Origin of the sequence: Kribbella sp. NPDC048928, from assembly GCF_043197975.1 — a bacterium.
Lineage (GTDB): Bacteria > Actinomycetota > Actinomycetes > Propionibacteriales > Kribbellaceae > Kribbella.
In genome coordinates this window covers 582,991-602,587 of record NZ_JBICUC010000005.1, presented here as the reverse complement: position 1 = coordinate 602,587, position 19,597 = coordinate 582,991, and the positions used below count along the sequence as shown (strand labels likewise).

22 protein-coding genes, 1 tRNA gene and 1 riboswitch are annotated in these 19,597 nt (G+C 69.2%); of the genes, 17 read left to right on the top strand and 6 right to left on the bottom strand.

Features of this window, described 5'->3' with window-relative positions; translation table 11 throughout:
- The first annotated feature begins 30 nt into the window (after window positions 1-30).
- From ACGFI6_RS24990 to ACGFI6_RS24980, 3 genes are all read left to right on the top strand, one after another.
- Window positions 31-987: a tRNA (adenine-N1)-methyltransferase gene (locus tag ACGFI6_RS24990; RefSeq protein ID WP_393122414.1), complete on the top strand. Its 957-nt coding sequence runs from the start codon at window positions 31-33 to the stop codon at window positions 985-987.
- Window positions 988-1,056: 69 nt separating this feature from the next.
- Window positions 1,057-2,802 (top strand): proteasome ATPase, encoded by a 1,746-nt coding sequence (arc, locus tag ACGFI6_RS24985; RefSeq protein WP_393122412.1) that lies wholly within the window; start codon window positions 1,057-1,059, stop codon window positions 2,800-2,802.
- Between the two features lie 149 nt (window positions 2,803-2,951).
- Window positions 2,952-3,293: a hypothetical protein gene (locus ACGFI6_RS24980; protein WP_393122410.1), complete on the top strand. Its 342-nt coding sequence runs from the start codon at window positions 2,952-2,954 to the stop codon at window positions 3,291-3,293.
- On the opposite strand, the gene ACGFI6_RS24975 is transcribed toward ACGFI6_RS24980, so the two are convergent.
- From ACGFI6_RS24975 to ACGFI6_RS24965, 3 genes are all read right to left on the bottom strand, one after another.
- Entirely contained in the window at window positions 3,294-4,181 is an 888-nt protein-coding gene (locus ACGFI6_RS24975; RefSeq protein ID WP_393122408.1) for a hypothetical protein, read from the bottom strand.
- Window positions 4,178-4,798 (bottom strand): RNA polymerase sigma factor, encoded by a 621-nt coding sequence (locus ACGFI6_RS24970; RefSeq protein ID WP_393122406.1) that lies wholly within the window; start codon window positions 4,796-4,798, stop codon window positions 4,178-4,180. The genes ACGFI6_RS24975 and ACGFI6_RS24970 overlap by 4 nt, the downstream gene beginning before the upstream one ends.
- Before the next feature lie 72 nt (window positions 4,799-4,870).
- Window positions 4,871-6,109: a phosphotransferase gene (locus ACGFI6_RS24965; protein ID WP_393122404.1), complete on the bottom strand. Its 1,239-nt coding sequence runs from the start codon at window positions 6,107-6,109 to the stop codon at window positions 4,871-4,873.
- A gap of 73 nt (window positions 6,110-6,182) precedes the next feature.
- On the opposite strand from ACGFI6_RS24965, the gene dop reads away from it, so the two are divergent.
- The 13 genes from dop (at window position 6,183) to ACGFI6_RS24900 (ending at window position 16,104) form a co-directional block, all read left to right on the top strand.
- Window positions 6,183-7,703, top strand: a complete 1,521-nt coding sequence (gene dop / locus ACGFI6_RS24960; RefSeq protein WP_393122402.1) for a depupylase/deamidase Dop — start codon at window positions 6,183-6,185, stop codon at window positions 7,701-7,703.
- A gap of 56 nt (window positions 7,704-7,759) precedes the next feature.
- Window positions 7,760-7,969 (top strand): ubiquitin-like protein Pup, encoded by a 210-nt coding sequence (locus tag ACGFI6_RS24955; protein ID WP_350275942.1) that lies wholly within the window; start codon window positions 7,760-7,762, stop codon window positions 7,967-7,969.
- Window positions 7,970-7,977: 8 nt separating this feature from the next.
- On the top strand, window positions 7,978-8,820 hold the full coding sequence (gene prcB / locus ACGFI6_RS24950; protein ID WP_393122400.1) for a proteasome subunit beta: 843 nt from the start codon (window positions 7,978-7,980) through the stop codon (window positions 8,818-8,820).
- Between the two features lie 45 nt (window positions 8,821-8,865).
- Window positions 8,866-9,753 (top strand): proteasome subunit alpha, encoded by an 888-nt coding sequence (gene prcA, locus ACGFI6_RS24945; protein WP_393122398.1) that lies wholly within the window; start codon window positions 8,866-8,868, stop codon window positions 9,751-9,753.
- On the top strand, window positions 9,750-10,391 hold the full coding sequence (locus ACGFI6_RS24940) for an NUDIX hydrolase (protein ID WP_393122396.1): 642 nt from the start codon (window positions 9,750-9,752) through the stop codon (window positions 10,389-10,391). Before prcA ends, ACGFI6_RS24940 begins: the two co-directional genes overlap by 4 nt.
- Window positions 10,391-10,735 (top strand): hypothetical protein, encoded by a 345-nt coding sequence (locus ACGFI6_RS24935; protein ID WP_393122394.1) that lies wholly within the window; start codon window positions 10,391-10,393, stop codon window positions 10,733-10,735. Before ACGFI6_RS24940 ends, ACGFI6_RS24935 begins: the two co-directional genes overlap by 1 nt.
- Window positions 10,735-10,820, top strand: a riboswitch (ZMP/ZTP riboswitch). (Overlaps the previous gene by 1 nt.)
- Before the next feature lie 18 nt (window positions 10,821-10,838).
- A complete protein-coding gene (locus ACGFI6_RS24930; protein WP_393122392.1) occupies window positions 10,839-11,708 on the top strand; it encodes a bifunctional 5,10-methylenetetrahydrofolate dehydrogenase/5,10-methenyltetrahydrofolate cyclohydrolase in 870 nt (289 codons plus the stop codon).
- A gap of 31 nt (window positions 11,709-11,739) precedes the next feature.
- Window positions 11,740-12,108 carry a chorismate mutase gene (gene aroH, locus ACGFI6_RS24925; protein WP_393122390.1) on the top strand — a complete coding sequence of 123 codons (369 nt, stop codon included), beginning with the start codon at window positions 11,740-11,742 and terminating at the stop codon, window positions 12,106-12,108.
- Entirely contained in the window at window positions 12,105-13,169 is a 1,065-nt protein-coding gene (locus tag ACGFI6_RS24920; protein WP_393122388.1) for a prephenate dehydrogenase, read from the top strand. Before aroH ends, ACGFI6_RS24920 begins: the two co-directional genes overlap by 4 nt.
- A 31-nt stretch (window positions 13,170-13,200) precedes the next feature.
- The gene (gene cmk / locus ACGFI6_RS24915; RefSeq protein ID WP_393122386.1) at window positions 13,201-13,875 is read left to right on the top strand and encodes a (d)CMP kinase; all 675 of its coding nucleotides are present in this window, start codon (window positions 13,201-13,203) and stop codon (window positions 13,873-13,875) included.
- Entirely contained in the window at window positions 13,872-14,600 is a 729-nt protein-coding gene (locus ACGFI6_RS24910; RefSeq protein WP_393122384.1) for a lysophospholipid acyltransferase family protein, read from the top strand. Before cmk ends, ACGFI6_RS24910 begins: the two co-directional genes overlap by 4 nt.
- Entirely contained in the window at window positions 14,593-15,960 is a 1,368-nt protein-coding gene (gene der / locus ACGFI6_RS24905) for a ribosome biogenesis GTPase Der (protein WP_393122382.1), read from the top strand. Before ACGFI6_RS24910 ends, der begins: the two co-directional genes overlap by 8 nt.
- A gap of 70 nt (window positions 15,961-16,030) precedes the next feature.
- Window positions 16,031-16,104, top strand: a tRNA-Pro gene (locus ACGFI6_RS24900).
- A 60-nt stretch (window positions 16,105-16,164) separates the two neighbouring features.
- Here the strand turns inward: ACGFI6_RS24900 and ACGFI6_RS24895 are convergent.
- Window positions 16,165-18,336 carry an MMPL family transporter gene (locus ACGFI6_RS24895; RefSeq protein WP_393122380.1) on the bottom strand — a complete coding sequence of 724 codons (2,172 nt, stop codon included), beginning with the start codon at window positions 18,334-18,336 and terminating at the stop codon, window positions 16,165-16,167.
- Window positions 18,337-18,421: 85 nt separating this feature from the next.
- Window positions 18,422-18,970: a TetR/AcrR family transcriptional regulator gene (locus ACGFI6_RS24890; RefSeq protein ID WP_393122379.1), complete on the bottom strand. Its 549-nt coding sequence runs from the start codon at window positions 18,968-18,970 to the stop codon at window positions 18,422-18,424.
- A 125-nt stretch (window positions 18,971-19,095) separates the two neighbouring features.
- Here ACGFI6_RS24890 and ACGFI6_RS24885 point away from each other — a divergent pair, with 125 nt between their 5' ends.
- Entirely contained in the window at window positions 19,096-19,239 is a 144-nt protein-coding gene (locus tag ACGFI6_RS24885; RefSeq protein ID WP_393122378.1) for a hypothetical protein, read from the top strand.
- Here the strand turns inward: ACGFI6_RS24885 and ACGFI6_RS24880 are convergent.
- Window positions 19,226-19,597 carry a hypothetical protein gene (locus ACGFI6_RS24880; protein ID WP_393122376.1) on the bottom strand — a complete coding sequence of 124 codons (372 nt, stop codon included), beginning with the start codon at window positions 19,595-19,597 and terminating at the stop codon, window positions 19,226-19,228. The genes ACGFI6_RS24885 and ACGFI6_RS24880 overlap by 14 nt on opposite strands.

Below are 19,597 nucleotides of genomic sequence, written 5' to 3'. Positions count from 1 at the left end.
CCGGTGACCGAAAGTTAAGGTGAGCGCCTTATGGCTGACTTGCGCGACTTTCCCGACCAGGCGTTCTCCGGCGTCCATCACGGACCGCTGCAGGAGGGCGAGTGGATCACCCTGCAGGACTCGAAGGGCCGCCGGCACTCGGTGAAGCTGGAGCGCGGCAAGGTGTTCCACACCACCAAGGGCGGGATCGCGCACGACGACCTGATCGACGGCCCGGACGCGGTCACGATCCGCTCCAAGGGCAACGTCGAGTACCTGGCGCTGCGGCCGCTGATGGCCGACTACTCGGTCTCGATGCCCCGCGGCGCCGCGGTGATCTATCCGAAGGACACCGCGCAGATCGTCACGATGGCCGACATCTTCCCGGGCGCGAAGGTGGTCGAGGCGGGCGCCGGCTCCGGTGCGCTGACCACCGCGCTGCTGCGGGCGGTCGGGATCCACGGACAGGTGATCTCGTTCGAGCGCCGCGACGACTTCGCCAAGGTCGCGCACAAGAACGTCACGGACTTCTTCGGCGGCGAGCACCCGGCCTGGCGGCTCGAGGTCGGGGACCTGGTCGAGAAGCTCGACGAGCAGGACGTCGATCGCGTTGTACTGGACATGCTCGCCCCCTGGGAGTGCGTGGACGTCGTTGCGGAGGCCCTGTCGCCGGGTGGGGTGTTCTGCGCGTACGTGGCCACTACGACCCAGCTGAGCCGGTTTGTGGAGACGCTCAGGGCGCACGGCGAATTCACCGAGCCGCGCGCGTGGGAGTCCCTCGTGCGAGACTGGCATGTAGAAGGCCTGGCCGTTCGTCCGGGGCACCGGATGCAGGGGCACACGGCCTTCTTGGTCACTGCCCGACGGATGGCGCACGGGGTCCAGGCCCCGCGGAAGAAGCGCCGTCCGGCACCCGGTGCGTACGGCGACGATTACCTGGGGCCGCGGCGTGCCGAAACTTCCGGCGACATGCCGACGGCAACTGAGTCATCCGCAACCGACACGTGATGGGATTCAGCTTGCCCGGCGAGGTTTTCTGGGTAAGGTCCATAGGGTCGAGCCCCACATGGTGAGGTGATGATCGTGGCTGGAGACGAGAGTCCTACCGCGGCAGAACTGCGTAACCAGGTCCGGTACCTGGAGGCCGAAGTCGCGGCGTTGCGACGTCGGCTGCTCGAGCACCCGGCAGACAGCCGGTCGCTCGAGAGCAGGCTGTCCGAAACCCAGGCCTCCTTGGCGAGTGTCACCGCTCAGAACGAGCGGCTGGCGGACACGCTGCGGGAGGCGCGAGAGAAGATCATCGCCCTGAAGGAGGAAGTCGACCGGCTGGCGCAACCGCCGTCCGGATTCGGCACCTTCCTCGGACGGAACGAAGACGACACGCTCGACGTGTTCACCGGCGGCCGGAAACTCCGGGTCGCGGCGAGCCCGTCGGTGGACCTGGACGAGCTCCGGCTCGGCCAGGAACTGATGCTGAACGAAGCGCTCAACGTGGTCGAGGCCTGCGCGTACGAGGTCGTCGGTGACGTGGTGATGCTCAAGGAACTGCTCGCCGACGGTGAGCGGGCGCTGGTGATCGCGCAGGCCGACGAGGAGCGCGTGGTGCGGCTCGCCTCGCCGCTGCTCGACGTGCCGCTGCGCTCCGGCGACTCGCTGCTGCTGGAGCCCCGCTCCGGCTACGTCTACGAGAAGATCCCGAAGTCCGAGGTCGAGGAGCTGGTGCTCGAAGAGGTCCCGGACATCGACTACACCCAGATCGGTGGTCTGGCCGGCCAGATCGAGCAGATCCGGGACGCCGTCGAGCTGCCGTACCTGCACAAGGACCTGTTCCTGGAGCACGAGCTGAAGCCGCCGAAGGGCGTGCTGCTCTACGGCCCGCCCGGCTGCGGCAAGACCCTGATCGCGAAGGCGGTGGCCAACTCGCTGGCCAAGAAGGTCGCCGAGCGGACCGGGGTCGCGGAGCAGAAGTCGTTCTTCCTGAACATCAAGGGTCCCGAGCTGCTCAACAAGTACGTCGGCGAAACCGAGCGGCACATCCGCCTGGTCTTCCAGCGGGCCCGCGAGAAGGCGTCCGAGGGGATGCCGGTGATCGTGTTCTTCGACGAGATGGACTCGCTGTTCCGGACCCGTGGTTCGGGTGTCTCCTCCGACGTCGAGAACACGATCGTTCCGCAGCTGCTGAGCGAGATCGACGGCGTCGAAGGCCTCGAGAACGTCCTGGTCATCGGTGCCTCGAACCGTGAGGACATGATCGACCCGGCGATCCTGCGGCCCGGCCGGCTGGACGTGAAGATCAAGATCGAGCGCCCGGACGCCGAGTCCGCGCGGGACATCTTCTCGAAGTACCTGACCAGCTCGCTGCCGCTGCACGCCGACGACCTCGGCGAGTTCGGCGGCGACAAGCAGGCCTGCGTCGACGCGATGATCCAGCGCACGGTCGAGCGGATGTACACCGAGGCCGACGAGAACCGCTTCCTCGAGGTCACCTACGCCAACGGTGACAAGGAGGTCCTGTACTTCAAGGACTTCAACTCGGGCGCGATGATCCAGAACATCGTCGACCGGGCGAAGAAGATGGCGATCAAGGCCTTCCTCGACGAGGACCAGAAGGGTCTGCGCGTGCAGCACCTGCTGCAGGCCTGTGTGGACGAGTTCAAGGAGAACGAAGACCTCCCGAACACCACCAACCCGGACGACTGGGCCCGCATCTCCGGCAAGAAGGGCGAGCGGATCGTCTACATCCGGACGCTCATCTCCGGCAAGCAGGGCACCGAGCCGGGCCGGTCGATCGACACCGCGACCAACACCGGTCAGTACCTGTAGCTCGCAGTACGCAGATCGCCCCCGGACCGTTCGCGGTCCGGGGGCGATCTACGTACGGGGTCAGGGCCCTGAGGGGTAGAGAAAACCCCCGGATCGATCGGGGGGTTTCCCTGATTGGCGAGCCGTACCTGCGGACATACCTTGCTGGTATGGCGACGGACGAGGTGCGGAAAGACCTGCGCGCGGCGGTGGCGGCCCGGCAGGAGCTGGGCCCGGAGTACGAGAACGAGATCATCGACGGCTTCCTGGAGAAGCTCGACGCCCGGGATCTGCACCGGCGGACCGGGATGCTGCCCGAGCCGGCCCGGCCCCCGAAACACCCGAGCCGGGAGACCGACCCGGGCGGTCTGGCGCTGGCGATCGTCTCGATCGTCGTCGCGATCCCGATCACCGCGATCGCGGCGAACATGCTCGGCCTCGTCGGTGTGATCGTCTGCTGGGGCGGCCTGGTGGGCATCAACTTCGCCCGCACCGCGGCCCGCCGGGGCTGATCAGGGCAGTTGGTGGCCCTGGGCGTCGAACGCGCGGACCTCGGTCTTGAGCCGCTGGCCGACGGTGAACTTCCCGTTCGCCTGGACCTCGGTGTAGGCGAACCCGCTGTCGACGACGCCCTTGGTCCACGGACCGGGCTTGCCGTTCAGCACGTACCGCGCCTCGACCGTGGCGACCGTCGATGACGCGTGGTAGATCATCCACGCCTGCAGGGTCCGTACGTCGTTGGTGAAGTCGCTGTCCTCGCCGCCGAGCGCCACCAGGTTCCGCGTACTGCCGGGGTGGGTTCGCCAGGCCTTGTCGTCGACCCGACCGACGGCGCCGATCGCGCCGAGCTTCGCGGCCGGTGGGAGCCGGGTCATGCAGAACCGGTAGCCGAGCTTGGCAGTGGAAGGCGCGCCCCCCTGCCCTGGTTTGCCACCCCTCCGGACAATGGTGGGCTGCACGGTGGACACCTTCGTGTTCCGTGCGAGTGCGACCAGCGTCGTGCTGTCCTCGGTGATGCCCCGGACCTGACGGCTCCAGAGAAGTTCGGCGGGACCCCCCTCGTCCGGGAAGGCGCATTCAGCGACGATCTTGGTCAGGTCGGCTAGCGGCGCAGGACCGAGATCCACGCCGGTCTTGGCCTCGGGCGTGCCGGTGAGCTGGACCGACGGAGTGCCCGCGACGCCAGGACGGGGACCGGGAGTGCCGGAGGGCTGGTTCGTGACGACGAGGGTGCCGGCGACGACGGCGGCAACGGCTCCGACGCCGACCACCGGGGCGATCCAGCGGCGTGCCGGACGGCGTACGGCGGGGCGGGTCTGGTCCATGATGCGGTTGCGGAGCCGGGCGCGCTCGGCGGCGGTCAGCGGACGCACCGGCGGTGGGTCGAGACGAGTGTTCATGACAGCTCCTCGGTGAGGTCGACCCGGGTCAGCAGGTCGGGGAAGCGACGACGGGTGCGGTGCAGCCGGGCCTTGACGGTGCCGACCGGTACGCCGAGGGCATCTGCCGCCTCGGCCATCGTGAGCCCGGACCAGACGACGAGCTCGAGGGTCTCGCGTTCGTGCCGGGGGAGTTTCGCGACCGCGCGCCGGATCACCGACATCTCCCGCTCGTCGTCGAGCCGGCGGGCGACGTCGGGAGCGTGGTCGTCGTCGGGTGCCGGCGTGGGCAGCCGGTCGAGCAGGCTCCGCAGCCGGCTGGCTGTCCGGTACAGGGTGCGGCACTCGTTGCCGGCCACGACGAGCAGCCAGCCGCGAGCGCTCGGTCCGGTGAGCGGCCCCGGTGGATTGCGCTGGAAGCGGCTCCAGGTGCTCAGGAACGTCGCCTGCACCACATCGTCGGCGCTGCTCCAGGACGCGGTACGGCGGAACGCGAAGGCGCGGACGTCGTCGGCGTACCGGTCGAACAGCTCGCCGAGCGCGAAATGGTCCCCGCTCCGCAACCGCTCCCACAGGTCCTGGTCGGAGCCGGAACCGGCCGGGCTCGCTGGGCCTGCACCTGGGGATCCCGCAGCCATCGACGGCTCCGTATCGTCAGTCAGGGTGATCTTCACATCAGGTAGTGACCGGCCGTGCGCCGGATGGTTGCATCAGAGCTGGTTCAGTATGGCCCGCAGCCCGTTCTCGACGTCGTCCGGCAGATCCAGCCGCAGTCCGCGGTGCACGCCGTACCAGGGCGAGAGCCGCGCCCAGTCCTGGGCGCGGTCGATCAGCTCGGGCGTCGGCGCGTAGACCTCGACGAAGCCCGCGGCGACCGCGCGCGGTGCACCGTTCAGGATCCAGCACAGGTCGAGTGCCGGGTCGCCGATGACGGCGTCGGTCCAGTCGATGACGCCGGTGATCCGGCCGTTGTCCACCAGGATGTGCTCCGGACCGAAGTCGCAGTGGATCAGTGCCGTCCGGACGCGCGCGACGCGGTCGAGCAGTTCGTACGCCGCCGGGTGCTTGTCGGGCGGCAGCAGCGGCACGATCCGGGTCCGGAAGTCGTTCAGCTCGAGGGTTTTCGCCGCGGTCGCGGTCTCAACGTCAAGTGCACCTTGAGCCACGGCCTCCGACGGGTCGACCGCATGGAGAGCCTTCAGGAACGTACCGAGTGCCCGTCCGGTCGCCTCGTCGCCGTCCGTGAACGGTTCACCGAGAAGCATCAGATGCCGTACGCCGTCCGCAGTCGGCTCGGGCACCGGTACAGGCAGTGGCAGCTGTGGCGCGAGCCAGGGGAGCAGCGTGGCCTCGGCGAGCAGCCGTGGGCGTACCTCCGGCCGACGCGCCGCCCGGTGGATCCACGGGCCGTCGATCCACGCGTGGCTGTCCCAGCCTTCGTTGATCGTCAGGCTGCGGACGTACGGACCGAGCAGGCCGACTGTGTCCGGCATGAACGGCCACTCGTCGAGCTTGGCCACGAGTTCGGCGGGCGACATCCAGGCACCCCACTCGACCTCCTCCGGCTGATGCCGCACCGGGCCGTCCCAGACGCACGTGTAGAGGTACGCGTGGTACGTCGTGTTCTCGTCCGCGTAGTCGCCCTCGGGCAGCCGTGTCAGCTCCACGCCGGCGATTCCGAGCTCCTCGTCCAGCTCCCGTACGACGGCGTGGAACGGGTCCTCACCGGCCGCCACGACGCCGCCCGCGGTGAAGTCGTAGTAGCTCGGGTACACGTCCTTGACCGGCGTCCGGCGGTGCACGTAGATGTCGCCGGCCGGATTCCGGACGAGGACGCCGGTCGCCGAGTGCCGCAGGTTGTCGCGCCGCATCGCCGACCGTGGTGCCGCGCCGATGATCTCGCCGGCGTCGCTGAGGATCGCCACCATCTCGTCCACCGGAAGGTTCATCCAGGAAGTTTCGCAGGTAACCCTGTGGACACAGCAACCACTTTCGTCGCCGGTACCGCGTAGGCTCGACCGCATGAGTGTTCGGCGGATCATGGGTACCGAGACCGAGTTCGGGATCTCGGTGCCGGGCCAGCCCGGGGCGAACCCGATGCTGACCTCGAGCCAGGTGGTGAACGGCTACGCGCAGACGCAGCCGCTCGCGCGCAAGACCCGGTGGGACTTCGATGAGGAGCATCCACTACGGGACGCGCGCGGGTTCGACCTCAGCCGGGAGGTGGCCGACTCCAGCCAGCTCACCGACGAGGAGACCGGTCTGGCGAACGTGATCCTCACCAACGGCGCCCGGCTGTACGTCGACCACGCCCACCCGGAGTACTCCGCGCCCGAGGTGACGAACCCGCGCGACGCGGTGGTGTGGGACAAGGCCGGCGAGCTGGTGATCATGGAGGGCGCGCGCCAGGCCCGGCTGATCCCCGGCGCCCCGCAGCTGAACCTGTACAAGAACAACGTCGACAACAAGGGTGCCTCGTACGGCGCCCACGAGAACTACCTGATGCGCCGCTCGACGCCGTTCGCGTCGATCGTGAGGCACCTGACGCCGTTCTTCGTGAGCCGTCAGGTGGTGACCGGCGCCGGCCGCGTCGGAATCGGCCAGGACGGCGCCACCCACGGGTTCCAGATCAGCCAGCGCGCGGACTACTTCGAGGTCGAGGTCGGCCTGGAGACGACGCTGAAGCGGCCGATCATCAACACCCGCGACGAGCCGCACGCGAACCCGGACCGCTACCGCCGGCTGCATGTGATCATCGGCGACGCGAACCTGTCCGAGATCTCGTCGTACCTGAAGGTCGGCACCACGTCGCTCGTGCTGGCGATGATCGAGGACGGCTGGCTGACCGACGACCTCGGGGTGGACCGCCCGGTCTCCACGCTGCACGAGGTCAGCCACGACCCGACCTGCACGCATCTGCTGACGCTCAAGGACGGGCGCAAACTCACCGCCGTCCAGCTCCAGATGGAGTACCTGGAGCAGGCCCGCAAGTACGTCGAGGACAAGTACGGCGACGACGCGGACCGGCAGACCAAGGACGTACTGCACCGCTGGGAGCAGATCCTCGACCAGCTGGCCCTGGACCCGATGAAGTTGTCGGACCAGCTGGACTGGGTCGCGAAGTACAAACTGCTCCAGTCCTACCGCGATCGCGACGGCCTGGACTGGGACGACTCGAAGCTGCACCTGGTCGACCTGCAGTACGCCGACCTGCGCCCGGACAAGGGGCTCTATTACAAGTTGGTGAAGTCCGGCCGGATGCAACGGATCGTCACCGACGAGGAGATCCGGATGGCCGTCGCGCACCCGCCGACCGACACCCGGGCGTACTTCCGCGGTCGTTGCATGCAGCAGTACGCACCGCAGGTCGCGGCCGCCTCGTGGGACTCGGTGATCTTCGATCTGCCCGGCAAGGAATCGCTGCAGCGGATCCCGACCCTGGACCCGCTGCGCGGTACGAAAGCCCATGTCGGGGCACTTCTTGATCAATGCGACACCGCCAGTGACCTGGTTCGCACCATTACTGGGGGCGGCGCCGGGTAGGGTCGCTAGTGAAGGTCGATTTGGGCGGCCTTCCCAGCGGTTCTAGGAGGTGTGCCATGGCGAAGGACGGCGGTCAGCAGCACAAGCAGCCGAAGCGTTCCTCGACCGAGGAAGAGATCGAGCAGGTCGAGACGTCCGAGGATGTCGCCGAGCGCAAGGAGCGGCTCGACGAGGACGTCGACTCGATCCTGGACGAGATCGACGAGGTCCTCGAGGAGAACGCCGAGGAATTCGTCCGCGGATTCGTGCAAAAGGGTGGGGAGTGAACCGCTCGATGACATCTGATGCCTCCGGCCGGCTGCCGGAAGCCTTCCTGACCCCAGGCGGCTCGTCGTTCATGGACTTCCTGGCCGGGCACGCGCCCGACCTGCTGCCCGGACGGCGGTCGCTGGGGCAGGGTGACCTGTCCAGTGAGGTCCCGCACGGCACGACGATCGTGGCCGCCACCTTCCCCGGTGGCGTGATCATGGCCGGCGACCGGCGGGCCACGATGGGCAACATCATCGCCCAGCGGGACATCGAGAAGGTGTTCCCCGCCGACGAGTACTCTGCGGTCGCCTTCGCCGGCTCGGCCGGCTTCGGGATCGAAATGGTGCGGCTGTTCCAGGTCGAGCTGGAGCACTACGAGAAGCTCGAGGGCGCCACCCTGAGCCTGGACGGCAAGGCCAACCGGCTGAGCGCGCTGATCCGCGGCAACCTGCCGATGGCGATGCAGGGCCTCACCGTGGTGCCGCTGTTCGCCGGGTACGACCCGGACATCAAGGGCGGCCGGATCTTCTCCTACGACCCGACCGGCGGCCGGTACGAGGAGACCCACTTCTACAGCGTCGGCTCGGGCTCCCTGTTCGCCCGCGGCGCGCTGAAGAAGCTCTACCGCGAGGACCTGTCCGAGACCGACTGCGTGACGGTGACGATCCAGTCCCTGATCGATGCGGCCGACGACGACTCCGCGACCGGTGGGCCGGACATGCTGCGGCGGATCTTCCCGGTGGTCGGCGTGGTCACCGCGGACGGCTACCGGCGGCTGCCCGAGGACGAGGTGGCGGCGCTCGTCGACGCGGCCTGGGCCCAGCGGCACCAGCGTCCCGACGGCCCTGCCGCGGCGTCCCTGACCTGACCACCTTGATCTTGCCGATCGACTGATTAGAGGACGACACCTTCGATGAGCGTTCCGTTCTACGTCTCGCCCGAGCAGCTGATGCGGGACCGGGCCGACTTCGCCCGGAAGGGCATCGCCAAGGGCCGCAGCGCGATCGCGCTGCAGTATGCCGACGGCATCCTGTTCGTCGCGGAGAACCGCTCGCCCGCGTTGCACAAGGTGGCCGAGATCTACGACCGGATGGCGTTCGCCGCCGTCGGCCGGTACAACGAGTTCGAGAACCTGCGGATCGCCGGCGTCCGGCTCGCCGACATGCGCGGCTACTCGTACGACCGGCGTGACGTCACCGGCCGGGCGCTGGCCAACGCGTACGCGCAGACCCTCGGCGCGATCTTCTCCTCCGGCGGCGAGAAGCCGCTCGAGGTCGAGATCCTGGTCGCCGAGGTCGGTGCCGCGGCGAGCGACGACCAGATCTACCGGCTCACCTACGACGGCTCGATCGCCGACGTCCAGGGGTTCGCGGTGATGGGCGGCCCGGCCGAGCACGTCGCGGAGTACGTCGGCGAGCACTACACCGACGGCATCTCGCTGGCCGGTGCGCTCCGGCTCGCGGTGGACGCTCTCGCCCACGACGGCACCGAGGTCCGGGAATTGACTCCGGACCAGCTCGAGGTGGCGGTTCTGGACCGGACTCGTTCGCAGGTGCGCAAGTTCAAGCGGATCTCCGAGGAGACGCTGGCGAGCATCCTGTCCGAGTCCCGTCCGGCGGCCGAGACCGAGGCCGCCGGAGAGTCGGGGGACGACGCCGAGGCCACGGACTCCACTACCGACGCCGCGGATACTGCGGAGTCTGCGTCGGACTCGGCCGAGGGAACCCAGGAGGCTTCGCCGGGCGACGACGACGCGCCGGTGGCGCCGCCGGAGGACCCCGACGACACCCGTCCGCTGTGACGGACCCGCTCGACGCCTCAGCCGTCACCGACAAGGTGGCGGCTGAGCCGTCTCCGGAGCCCTCGGTGGGGTTGCCGGGGGAGTCTCGTCCGTCGGATCCGGAGCCGTGGGAGCTGCTGGGGGAGGAGCCGGGCTTCTCGCGCTTCCTCACCGTGCGCCTGCGGCGGTACCGGATGCCCGACGGCCGTGAGGTCGAGTGGGACGTGTTCGGGCCCGAGGCGGGCATCAGTTCCGGCATCACCGTGCTGCCGCTGACGCCGGAGGGGCGGATCGTCACGATCCGGATGTTTCGGGCCGGCCCCGACAGCGTCGTCACGAACCTCCCGGGCGGTCTGGTCGAGCCCGGCGAGGAGGTGGCGGTCGCCGGTGCGCGGGAGCTCGAGGAGGAGACCGGGTACACCTGCGAGACGCTCGACGTGGTCGGCTGGCAGTGGTCCGGCGCCTCGTCGACCTTCCGGAAGTACGTCGCGATCGCGCGCGGCTGCCGGCCCGACGGCAAGCAGCAACTCGACGAGGCCGAGGACTGCGTCCCGGTCGAGCTGACCGTCGACGCCTTCCGCACCGAGCTCCGCACCCCCGGCGCCATGACCGGCATCGACGCCGCCTACCTGGCCCTGGACCACGCCGGCCTGCTCTGATGGTGAAAGCCAGCCAGACGATCAACGTCCGGACGTGGTCGAAGACCGTCCCTGCGTACGGCCTTCGCCTGCACGATCTCGACCTGTACGTCCTGAAGAATCACCACAACCTGCTACGCGTCCTCGGGTACGAGCGCGTCGACGCCACCGCGTCCTGGGGCCGGAACATCCTGGTGTGGGCCCTGCACATGCTGTTCCTGGTCGCGCTCGTCACCGGCGTCACCACGGTCGGTCGCCGGGTGCCTGCCCGGAGAGACTTTCGCCGGATCGAGGCGCTGCCGCTCGGCGCCTCGACGACCATCACCCCTGGCGACTCCGGTGAGTATCCCGGGCCGGTAGGCTGAGGGTGGACCGCGACTGGCGTTGAGGTGGACGAACCACCGGGGAACGGTCTGCCACTCGGCTTCGCCGCGCGCCTGGGCACTCACAGCTTTGGAGGAGTGCGCGATGGCTGCTGAACTGATGGTTGGGACCGACCTGGCTGCTGCGATGGTGGCCAAGGCCGCGGAGCGGGCCGCCGCTCTGCAGGAGCAGCACGGCGTGCAGCCGTGCCTCGCGACAGTACTGGTCGGGGACGACCCGGCGTCGGCGACGTACGTACGGATGAAGCAGAACCGGTCCAAGAAGGCCGGGATCGCCTCCCGCAGCGTCGTACTGCCCGCGGAGACGACCACCGAGGAGCTGGTCGCCGAGATCACGAAGCTGTCCGACGACCCGGCGGTGCACGGGATCCTGCTGCAGCACCCGGTGCCGGCGCAGATCGACGAGCGGGCTGCGTTCGAGGCGATCGATCCGGCCAAGGACGTCGACGGCGTCACGCTGCGTTCGTTCGGGGCGATGGCCCTCAACGACGCGGCGGACCCCGGCTTCAAGTCCGCGACGCCGGGCGGCATCATGCGGCTGCTCGCCGCGTACGAGGTGCCGCTGGAAGGCGCGCACGCGGTGGTGATCGGCCGCAGCCCGATCCTCGGCAAGCCGGCCGGCATGTTGCTGCTGGCATCGAACGCGACCGTCACGTACGCGCACTCCAGGACCCGCGACCTGGCAGACCTGGTCCGCACGGCCGACGTCGTGATCGCCGCCGTCGGCAAGCCGAACTTCGTCCGTGGTGACTGGCTGAAGCCGGGCGCCGTGGTGGTCGACGCCGGGTACAACGAGGGCAACGTCGGCGACGTGCACTTCGAGGAGGCGGCCGAGGTCGCGCGGCTGATCACACCGGTTCCGGGCGGTGTCGGGCCGATGACGATCGCACTGCTGCTGGAGCAGACGGTCGACGCTGCTGAGACGGCTGTCCACTCTTTGACTACTCTGAACTAGGGTTGGAGCAGGCGAACAAGGAGGAGGAGACGTGGCGGTACGGGCGATCCGGGGTGCCACCCAGCTGGACGTGGACGAGCGTGAGCACCTGCTCGAGCGGTCCGCGGAGCTGGTGAAGGCGGTCCTGGAGGCGAACGATCTGGAGAACGAGGATCTGATCAGCATCCTGTTCACCGTCACGTCGGACCTCCGGTCGGAGTTTCCCGCGGTCGCGGGGCGGCAGATCGGGCTCACCGACGTGCCGCTGATGTGCATGCAGGAGATCCCGGTCCCGCATGCGCTGCCGCGGGTCGTGCGGCTGATGCTGCACACCGAGACGCCGCGGTCCCGCGACAAGATCCAGCACGTCTACCTGCACGGCGCGACCGCCCTCCGCCCGGACCTGACCGGCGCTCAGTGAGTGAGCTGCGCGGCCCGGTCCGGATTGTCGGAACCGGGTTGATCGGGACGTCGATCGGACTCGCGCTGGTCCGGCTCGGCGTCGTCGTGGAGCTCGTAGACGGGAACGCGGACAACGCGCTGATGGCCGAGCGGATCGGGGCCGGTTCGCGGCAGGTCGAGATCGAGCCGCAGCTGGTCGTGGTCGCCGTACCGCCGGACCATGTCGGCGCGGTGGTCGCGGAGCAGTTGGCGCAGACCGGCGCGATCGTCACGGATGCGGCGAGCGTGAAGGGCAAGCCGCTCGTGGACGCGCGCGGCCTGGTCGGAGACATCAGCCGGTACGTCGGGAGTCACCCGATGGCAGGCTCCGAGCGCAACGGTCCGCTGGCCGCTCGCGCCGACCTGTTCGACGGTGCCACCTGGGCGATCACCCCGCACGCCACCAGCGACCCGGAGGCGGTCGATCTCGTACGCCGGCTCGCCGAGGCGTGTGGCGCGCGGACGGTCGAGCTGTCCGTCGAGGACCACGACCTGGGCGTCGCCCGGGTCTCGCACCTGCCGCACCTGATGTCCGCGCTGGCGGCGGGAACGCTGGCCGACGCACCCTCCTCGCATCTCGAGCTGTCCGGCCAGGGCGTCCGGGACGTCACCCGGATCGCGGCCGGCGACCCGGCGCTGTGGACCCAGATCGTCTCCGCGAACTCGACCGCGCTCACCGGGCTGCTCGAGCAGATCCGTGGTGAGCTCGACCGGCTACTCGTTGCCCTCGGCAAGGAAGAGGCCGGCGACGAGCTGACCGCGATCCTCGGCCAGGGCGTGTCCGGGGCGGTCCGGGTGCCGGGCAAGCACGGAGCGCCGCACATCGACCTCGTCACGGTCCTCGTCACCATTCCGGACCGGCCGGGTCAGCTGGCGCGGCTGTTCGCGGACGCGGCCGAATCCGGCGCCAACGTCGAAGACCTCCGGATCGACCACAGTCCGGGCCGCCCGGCCGGTGAGGTCGAGCTCGCCGTCAAACCCGCCTCAGTCGACCAACTGGTCGACGTCCTGACCGACCGTGGGTGGGTAGTCCACCGCTGAACTGTCCCCCTCCGAAGGTAATCTTCGGGGCATGATCATCGCAGTGGACGGGCCGAGCGGCTCCGGTAAGTCGAGCACCGCCCGTGGAGTGGCCACCCGGCTCGGACTGCGGTTCCTGGACACCGGCGCGACGTACCGCGCCGTGACCTGGTCGGCGGTCGAGCATGGCCTGGACCTCGACGACACGGCGGCGGTCGCGCAGCGCGCCCGGGAGCTGGAGCTGGAGGTCAGCACCGACCCGGGGCACCAGTTCGTGATCGCCGACGGGACCGACGTCACGGCCGCGATCCGGGAGTCGCGGATCAGCGAGGTGGTGTCGAAGATCGCCACCAACCTGGACGTCCGCAAGGAGCTGATCCGGCGGCAGCGGGCGATCATCGACGACGCCCAGCCGAGCGGCGGGATCGTGGTCGAGGGCCGCGACATCGCCACCGTGGTCGCCACCGACGCCGAGCTGAAGGTGCTGCTGACCGCCGACCAGGAGGCCCGGATGGCGCGCCGCGGCGCCCAGGTCGGATCGCTCACCGCGGAGCAGTTGCGGGACCAGATCGTCCGTCGCGATGCCGACGACTCGACCGTGTCGGAGTTCCAGGTCGCCTCCGACGGCGCGGTCACCATCGACTCGACCGACCTGACCCTCGAGGAGGTCATCGACGTGATCAGCCGACTCGCCAAGGAGACCGTCCCTCAAGGTCCGGAGCGATGACGGCTGAGCTCACCGGGCACAAGGATCTGCCGCGTACGGACGATCTGCCGCCGTTGCCGTACCGGCTGGCGCTGCCGCTGCGGAGGCTGGCCAGGCCGTACTTCTTCCACCGGTACGACCTGACCGTGCACCACGAGGACCGGTTCCCGCTGACCGGTCCGTTGCTGATGACACCGAACCACCTGAGCCTGCTGGACGGGCCGCTGCTCGGGGCGATCGCGCCGCGGATGCTGCACCAGCTCGGCAAGATCGAGGTGTTCGGCGGTCTCCAGGGTGCGTTCCTGCGCCGGGTCGGCCAGATCCCGGTCGACAGGTCGTCGTACGACGTGCTCGCGGTCCGGAAGTCGATCCAGGTGCTCCGCGACGGGCGGGTGCTGAACATCTACCCGGAGGGCACCCGCGGGCCGGGCGACTTCGGCCGGATCCGCAGCGGCGTGGCGTACCTGGCGATGGTCACCGGCGCCCCGATCCTGCCGGTGGCGCTGATGGGCACACGCTTGCCGGACGGCAGCGTCGAGGGTCATCCGCCGCCCGGAAGCCGGGTCGACGTCGTGTACGGCGAGCCTTTCGCCGTCGAGCGCGTACCCTTTCCCAGGAGACATACCGACGTACTGGCAGTCGCCGACCACATCGGCGACGTGCTGCGCGCCCACGTGAAGGCGGCCGTCGAAGAAACCGGCCACCCACTTCCGGGCTGGCGAGACCCGAAGGACCCTGATGACTGACCTGCCCACCGACGTACCGACGCATGACCGGGAGGACACCGGGCCGCTCCCGGTGCTCGCGATCGTCGGCCGGCCGAACGTGGGCAAGTCCACGCTGGTCAACCGGATCATCGGCCGCCGCGAGGCGGTCGTCGAGGACACGCCGGGCGTGACCCGCGACCGGGTGTCATACGACGCCAACTGGGCCGGCCGGGAGTTCACCGTCGTCGACACCGGCGGCTGGGACCCGGACGCGGTCGGCATGGCCGCCCTGGTCGCCGCGCAGGCGGAGGTCGCGATCAACGCGGCCGACGCGGTGCTGTTCGTGGTCGACGCGGTGGTCGGCATCACCGACGCCGACGAGGCCGTCGTCCGGGTGCTGCGCAAGTCCGGCAAGCCCGTCGTCCTGGCCGCGAACAAGGTCGACGACCAGCGGATCGAGTCCGAGGCGATGAACCTCTGGGCGCTCGGCATCGGCGAGCCGTTCCCGATCTCGGCCATGCACGGCCGGGGGACCGGCGACATGCTGGACGCCATCCTGGCCGCGCTGCCCGAGGCACCGCCGGAGCGGTACACCGAGGTCGGCGGCCCGCGCCGGGTCGCGATCGTCGGGAAGCCGAACGTCGGCAAGTCCTCCCTGCTGAACAAGGTCGCCAAGGAGGACCGGGTCGTCGTCAGCGACGTCGCCGGTACGACGGTGGATCCGGTCGACGAGCTGATCACGCTGGGCGGCAAGGAGTGGCGGTTCATCGACACCGCCGGCATCCGCCGCAAGGTGAAGAACTCCCAGGGCCACGAGTACTACGCGTCCCTGCGGACCAACGCCGCGATCGAGCGCGCCGAGGTCGTCGTGGTGGTGATCGACGCGTCGGAGTCGATCACCGAGCAGGACCTGCGGATCATGAACGCGGTCGAGGAGGCCGGCAAGGCGCTCGTGATCGCGTACAACAAGTGGGACCTGATGGACGAGGAGCGGCGCTACTACCTGGAGCGCGAGATCGAGCGCGACCTGGTGCAGTTCCGCTGGGCGCCGCGGGTGAACATCAGCGCCCTCACCGGCTGGCACATGGACCGGCTCGTGCCCGGCATCGAGGCCGCGCTGGAGGGTTGGCAGACCCGCGTCCCGACCGGCCAGCTGAACGCGTTCCTCGGCCGCCTGGTCGCCGCGCACCCGCACCCGGTGCGCTCCGGCAAGCAGCCGAAGATCCTCTTCGGCACCCAGGCCACCACGATGCCGCCGACCTTCGCGATCTTCACCTCCGGCCAGATGGAACCGTCCTACCAGCGCTTCATCGAACGCCGCCTCCGCGAAGACTTCGGCTTCGTCGGCAGCCCCGTCCACGTCCAGATCCGCCCCCGCCAAAAGAACAAGAAACGCTGACCCAACCCGGTAAAACCCACCCCCACAGATGCTGTAAGGTTTACCCCGGTTCGCCCTTCGGGCGGGCCATCGGGCTGTGGCGTAGTTTGGTAACGCGTCTGGCTGGGGGCCAGAAGACCGCAGGTTCAAATCCTGTCAGCCCGACCTCCTGAGGGGCACCGACACTGTCGGTGCCCCTCAGCCATTTGCCGCCCGCATGGTGTGTCAGGGCGCGTTCACGAGGTCCTTCGGCTCCGGGGCGTCGAGGTGCAGAGACTCGCCCTCGATGTCTACTCGGGGGGTGAGGCGGTCCAGCCACTTCGGGAACCACCAGGCGCTGTTGCCTAGCAGGCTGAGGATGGCGGGGACGAGCGTCATGCGGACCACGAAGGCGTCGATCAGTACGCCGATGGTGAGGCCGAAGCCGATCGCCTTGATGATCGGGTCCTCGACCAGGATGAAGCCTGCGAACACCGACGCCATGATGAGGGCGGCCGCGGTGACGACCCGGGCGCCGTGCCCGAGGCCCTGGACGGTGGCGTCGTTCGCGTGCCGTCCGTGCACGAATTCCTCGCGGACCCGCGACACGATGAATACCTCGTAGTCCATCGCCAGCCCGAACAGGATGCCCATCATGATGATCGGCAGGAAGCTGACCAGCGGCCCGGGGGAGTCGATCCCGACCAGCTTCGCGAGATGCCCTTCCTGGAAGACCGCGACCGTGATGCCGAACGTCGCACCGATCGTCAGCACGAACCCGAGCGTCGCCTTCAACGGCACCAGGACGGACCGGAACGCCAGCAGGAGCAGCAGGAACGACAACCCGATCACCACGAACAGGTACGTCGGCAGCGCGTCGGAGAGCTTGTTCGACACATCGATCCCGACGGCGGTGTTGCCGGTGACGGAGATACTCGCCTCGCCGGTCGCGAGCGGCTTGACCGCGGAGCGGAGGTTCTTCACCAGATCAGCGGTCTCCGAACTGGCCGGCCCCGTCTTCGGGATCACCTGCAGCAGCCTCGTCGTACCGTCCTGACTTGCCGCCGCGGGTTGTGCCGCGACGACGTTCGCCAGCGTCTGCGTCTTCCCGAGGACCTGCTGTGCCAGGGAGTTCGACGCGGCGGCGTCGTTGCTCCTCACAACCACCACGAGTGGCCCGTTCGCGCCCGGCCCGAAGGCGGCCGCGGTCAGGTCGTACGCGACGCGCTGGTTGGAACCGGCGGCTGCCGAAGCACCGTCCGGCAGGGCGAGCTGCATGTCCTTCGCCGGAATCGCGAGCAGGCCGAGTCCGATGATGCCGACGGCAACGATCGGTACGCGGAGCCGGGTCACCAGCCGGCCCCATCGGAAACCGAACCCCTCCTTGTGTGCGGCCGCGGTGGAGGCCTTGCGGAGCCTCCGCGGCAGCACCCGGTTTCCGACGAAGCCGAGCAGTGCGGGCAGCAACGTCAACGCGACCAGTACTGCAGTCAGCACCGTCGCCGCGGCCGCCAGCCCCATCGCGGTCAGGAACGGCACCCCGACCACGGACAGTCCGGCCAGTGCGATCACCACGGTCGCGCCGGCGAACAACACGGCAGACCCGGCCGTCGCGGTCGCGCGCGCCACCGACTCCTCCGGATCCATACCTTCGCCGAGTTGCGCCCGGTGCCGCGAGCTGATGAACAACGAGTAGTCGATGCCCACCGCGAGCCCGAGCATCAACGCCAGGATCGGCGCCGTCGACGAGACGTCGGTGAACGCCGTCACGATGAACAACCCGGCCATTCCGGCCAGTACGCCGAGGAGCGCCGTCACGAGCGTCATCCCGGCGGCGACCAGCGATCCGAACGTCACGACCAGGACGACAGCCGCGACCGCGACACCGATGACCTCGGTCGCGCCGATCTCCGGGATGCCGGCCTTGATCTGCCCGCCCGGTACCACCTGCAGGTCGCCGTTGCTCAGTCCGCTGAGTCCGTCGTACCCGTCGCTGCTCTCGTGGGAGAGCTCGTCGGCCGGCTTGTCGAACTGGACGCTGATCAGGCCGGTCGTGCCGTCCGGACTGATCGCCTTGCTGGTGAACGGGTCGACCGCGCCGATCACCTCGGGCACCTTCGTGGCCTTGAGGACGGTGGCACCGACGGCGGCCTTCACGGTCGGGTCGGTGAGCGTCTTGCCGTCCGGCGCCTTGACGACGATCGTGGCGGACGCACCGCTCGCGGCCGGGAGTTCCTGCTTCAGGGCGTCGAGCGCACGCTGCGACTCTGTGCCGGGGATCGAGAACGTGTTCGCGGTCTTGCCGCCGAGTGTCAGCGCACCGACGCCCAGTACGACGAGGAACAGGGCCCACAGCGCGGCGACGAGTCGCCGTCGCTGGTACGAGAACCGGCCGAGCCGGTACAGCAGATTGGCCATCGGGAAAGGCGTCCGTTCAGGTCGGGCGAGCAGGGGCGATCGCCCCGCGGCGGCAGGGAACTCGGGTCGGTGGTCAGGTCGGGTGTCAGGCGCGGCGGAGGAGTCTCCGCAGTGCCACGTCGCAGAGTCTTCGGAGGTCGTCGCCGGTCCGCTCCTGCGCGTGCCGGCACTCACCGAGCAGGCCGTTGATGGCGAACTTCGCCAGGTCCCGCTCCATCGGGTCGTCGGAGCCGGCCATCAGCTCGGTGAGCCGGATGCCGTCCGCGACCAGCGGCGCGATCTCGGGCATGTTCTCGATCACCGGAAGGATGTCCTGCAGGACGTCGACGACACCGCGGTGCTCGACGGCGAGGTCGATGAAGCGCTCGATCGCCAGGTCCTGGGCGGCGGGGCGGGGGAGTTCGGCGGCGGCCCCGACCAGGTTCGCCAGGTCGGCGGCGGCGGGTTCGAGGACGGCGGCGAGTACGGCCGGCTTGCTGCTGAAGTGGTACAGCACCGTGGCCTTGGAGCAGCCGGCAGCGGTCGCGATGTCCTGCAGCGACGTCGCGTTGTAGCCGGCCGCCTGGAACAGGTCCATCGCCTGGCGCACGATCTCGCGCCTGGTCCGCTCCCGGGCGGGGGTGGTGACTGCCATGTCATGCATCTTGACTGACCGATCGGCCAGTTTTCAACCGATCGGTCAGGATTGTGGCCCGGTTCACGTCTTTGCCTTCGGTGTAGTGATGTAATTCCTCGCCCGGCCAGCTCACGAACGCCCACGTGGTCGGCGACGGCACCGAGGCGACCGGATCACCTACTCGCTCCCTCGAGGACGCGATTGCCCGCCGTACGGAGATCACCGCGATCCGGAACAACGCGCTGGTGGGCGTGATCGCATACCCGGCCGAGCTCACCGATCGGTAGGCAGGAACTGCGTCGGGTCGACCGCCTGCCGGCGCTTCGGGCCGCCGCGGATGCCGTACGAGTCGAGGAGCAACTCCGCGGTCTCGCGCAGGCTCAGGCGGTCCAGGTAGCCCCAGCAGCTGACCCTGTACTGGAAGGTGTGCACGACCGGAAACACGTCGCGCCGAGTGGTCAGCGCTGCGCCCAGGTCGAGGTCGCCGGTCCACACCTGGAGCAGCTCGCGGTCGGCGTCGTCCCAACGCAGGCGGGCGAACTGGTGCCGCCCGGCGTACCACGCCGGGGAGCCCTCGTGCGCCTCACCGAGCCGCGCGTCGGGCAGCCGCTCGCACAGCTCGCAGACGTCCCGCCAGGTCGCCAT

Bases quoted from the DNA above. Each gene is read 5' to 3' on its own strand.
- ACGFI6_RS24990 (WP_393122414.1), top strand. From the start codon at position 31: ATGGCTGACTTGCGCGACTTTCCCGACCAGGCGTTCTCCGGCGTCCAT.
- ACGFI6_RS24975 (WP_393122408.1), bottom strand. From the start codon at position 4,181: ATGAACACTCGTCTCGACCCACCGCCGGTGCGTCCGCTGACCGCCGCC.
- prcA (WP_393122398.1), top strand. From the start codon at position 8,866: ATGAGCGTTCCGTTCTACGTCTCGCCCGAGCAGCTGATGCGGGACCGG.
- prcB (WP_393122400.1), top strand. From the start codon at position 7,978: ATGACATCTGATGCCTCCGGCCGGCTGCCGGAAGCCTTCCTGACCCCA.
- ACGFI6_RS24980 (WP_393122410.1), top strand. From the start codon at position 2,952: ATGGCGACGGACGAGGTGCGGAAAGACCTGCGCGCGGCGGTGGCGGCC.
- ACGFI6_RS24965 (WP_393122404.1), bottom strand. From the start codon at position 6,109: ATGAACCTTCCGGTGGACGAGATGGTGGCGATCCTCAGCGACGCCGGC.
- ACGFI6_RS24930 (WP_393122392.1), top strand. From the start codon at position 10,839: ATGGCTGCTGAACTGATGGTTGGGACCGACCTGGCTGCTGCGATGGTG.
- dop (WP_393122402.1), top strand. From the start codon at position 6,183: ATGAGTGTTCGGCGGATCATGGGTACCGAGACCGAGTTCGGGATCTCG.
- ACGFI6_RS24890 (WP_393122379.1), bottom strand. From the start codon at position 18,970: ATGGCAGTCACCACCCCCGCCCGGGAGCGGACCAGGCGCGAGATCGTG.
- ACGFI6_RS24955 (WP_350275942.1), top strand. From the start codon at position 7,760: ATGGCGAAGGACGGCGGTCAGCAGCACAAGCAGCCGAAGCGTTCCTCG.
- ACGFI6_RS24880 (WP_393122376.1), bottom strand. From the start codon at position 19,597: ATGGCGACCTGGCGGGACGTCTGCGAGCTGTGCGAGCGGCTGCCCGAC.
- ACGFI6_RS24910 (WP_393122384.1), top strand. From the start codon at position 13,872: ATGACGGCTGAGCTCACCGGGCACAAGGATCTGCCGCGTACGGACGAT.
- arc (WP_393122412.1), top strand. From the start codon at position 1,057: ATGATCGTGGCTGGAGACGAGAGTCCTACCGCGGCAGAACTGCGTAAC.
- ACGFI6_RS24935 (WP_393122394.1), top strand. From the start codon at position 10,391: ATGGTGAAAGCCAGCCAGACGATCAACGTCCGGACGTGGTCGAAGACC.
- ACGFI6_RS24895 (WP_393122380.1), bottom strand. From the start codon at position 18,336: ATGGCCAATCTGCTGTACCGGCTCGGCCGGTTCTCGTACCAGCGACGG.
- cmk (WP_393122386.1), top strand. From the start codon at position 13,201: ATGATCATCGCAGTGGACGGGCCGAGCGGCTCCGGTAAGTCGAGCACC.
- der (WP_393122382.1), top strand. From the start codon at position 14,593: ATGACTGACCTGCCCACCGACGTACCGACGCATGACCGGGAGGACACC.
- ACGFI6_RS24970 (WP_393122406.1), bottom strand. From the start codon at position 4,798: ATGGCTGCGGGATCCCCAGGTGCAGGCCCAGCGAGCCCGGCCGGTTCC.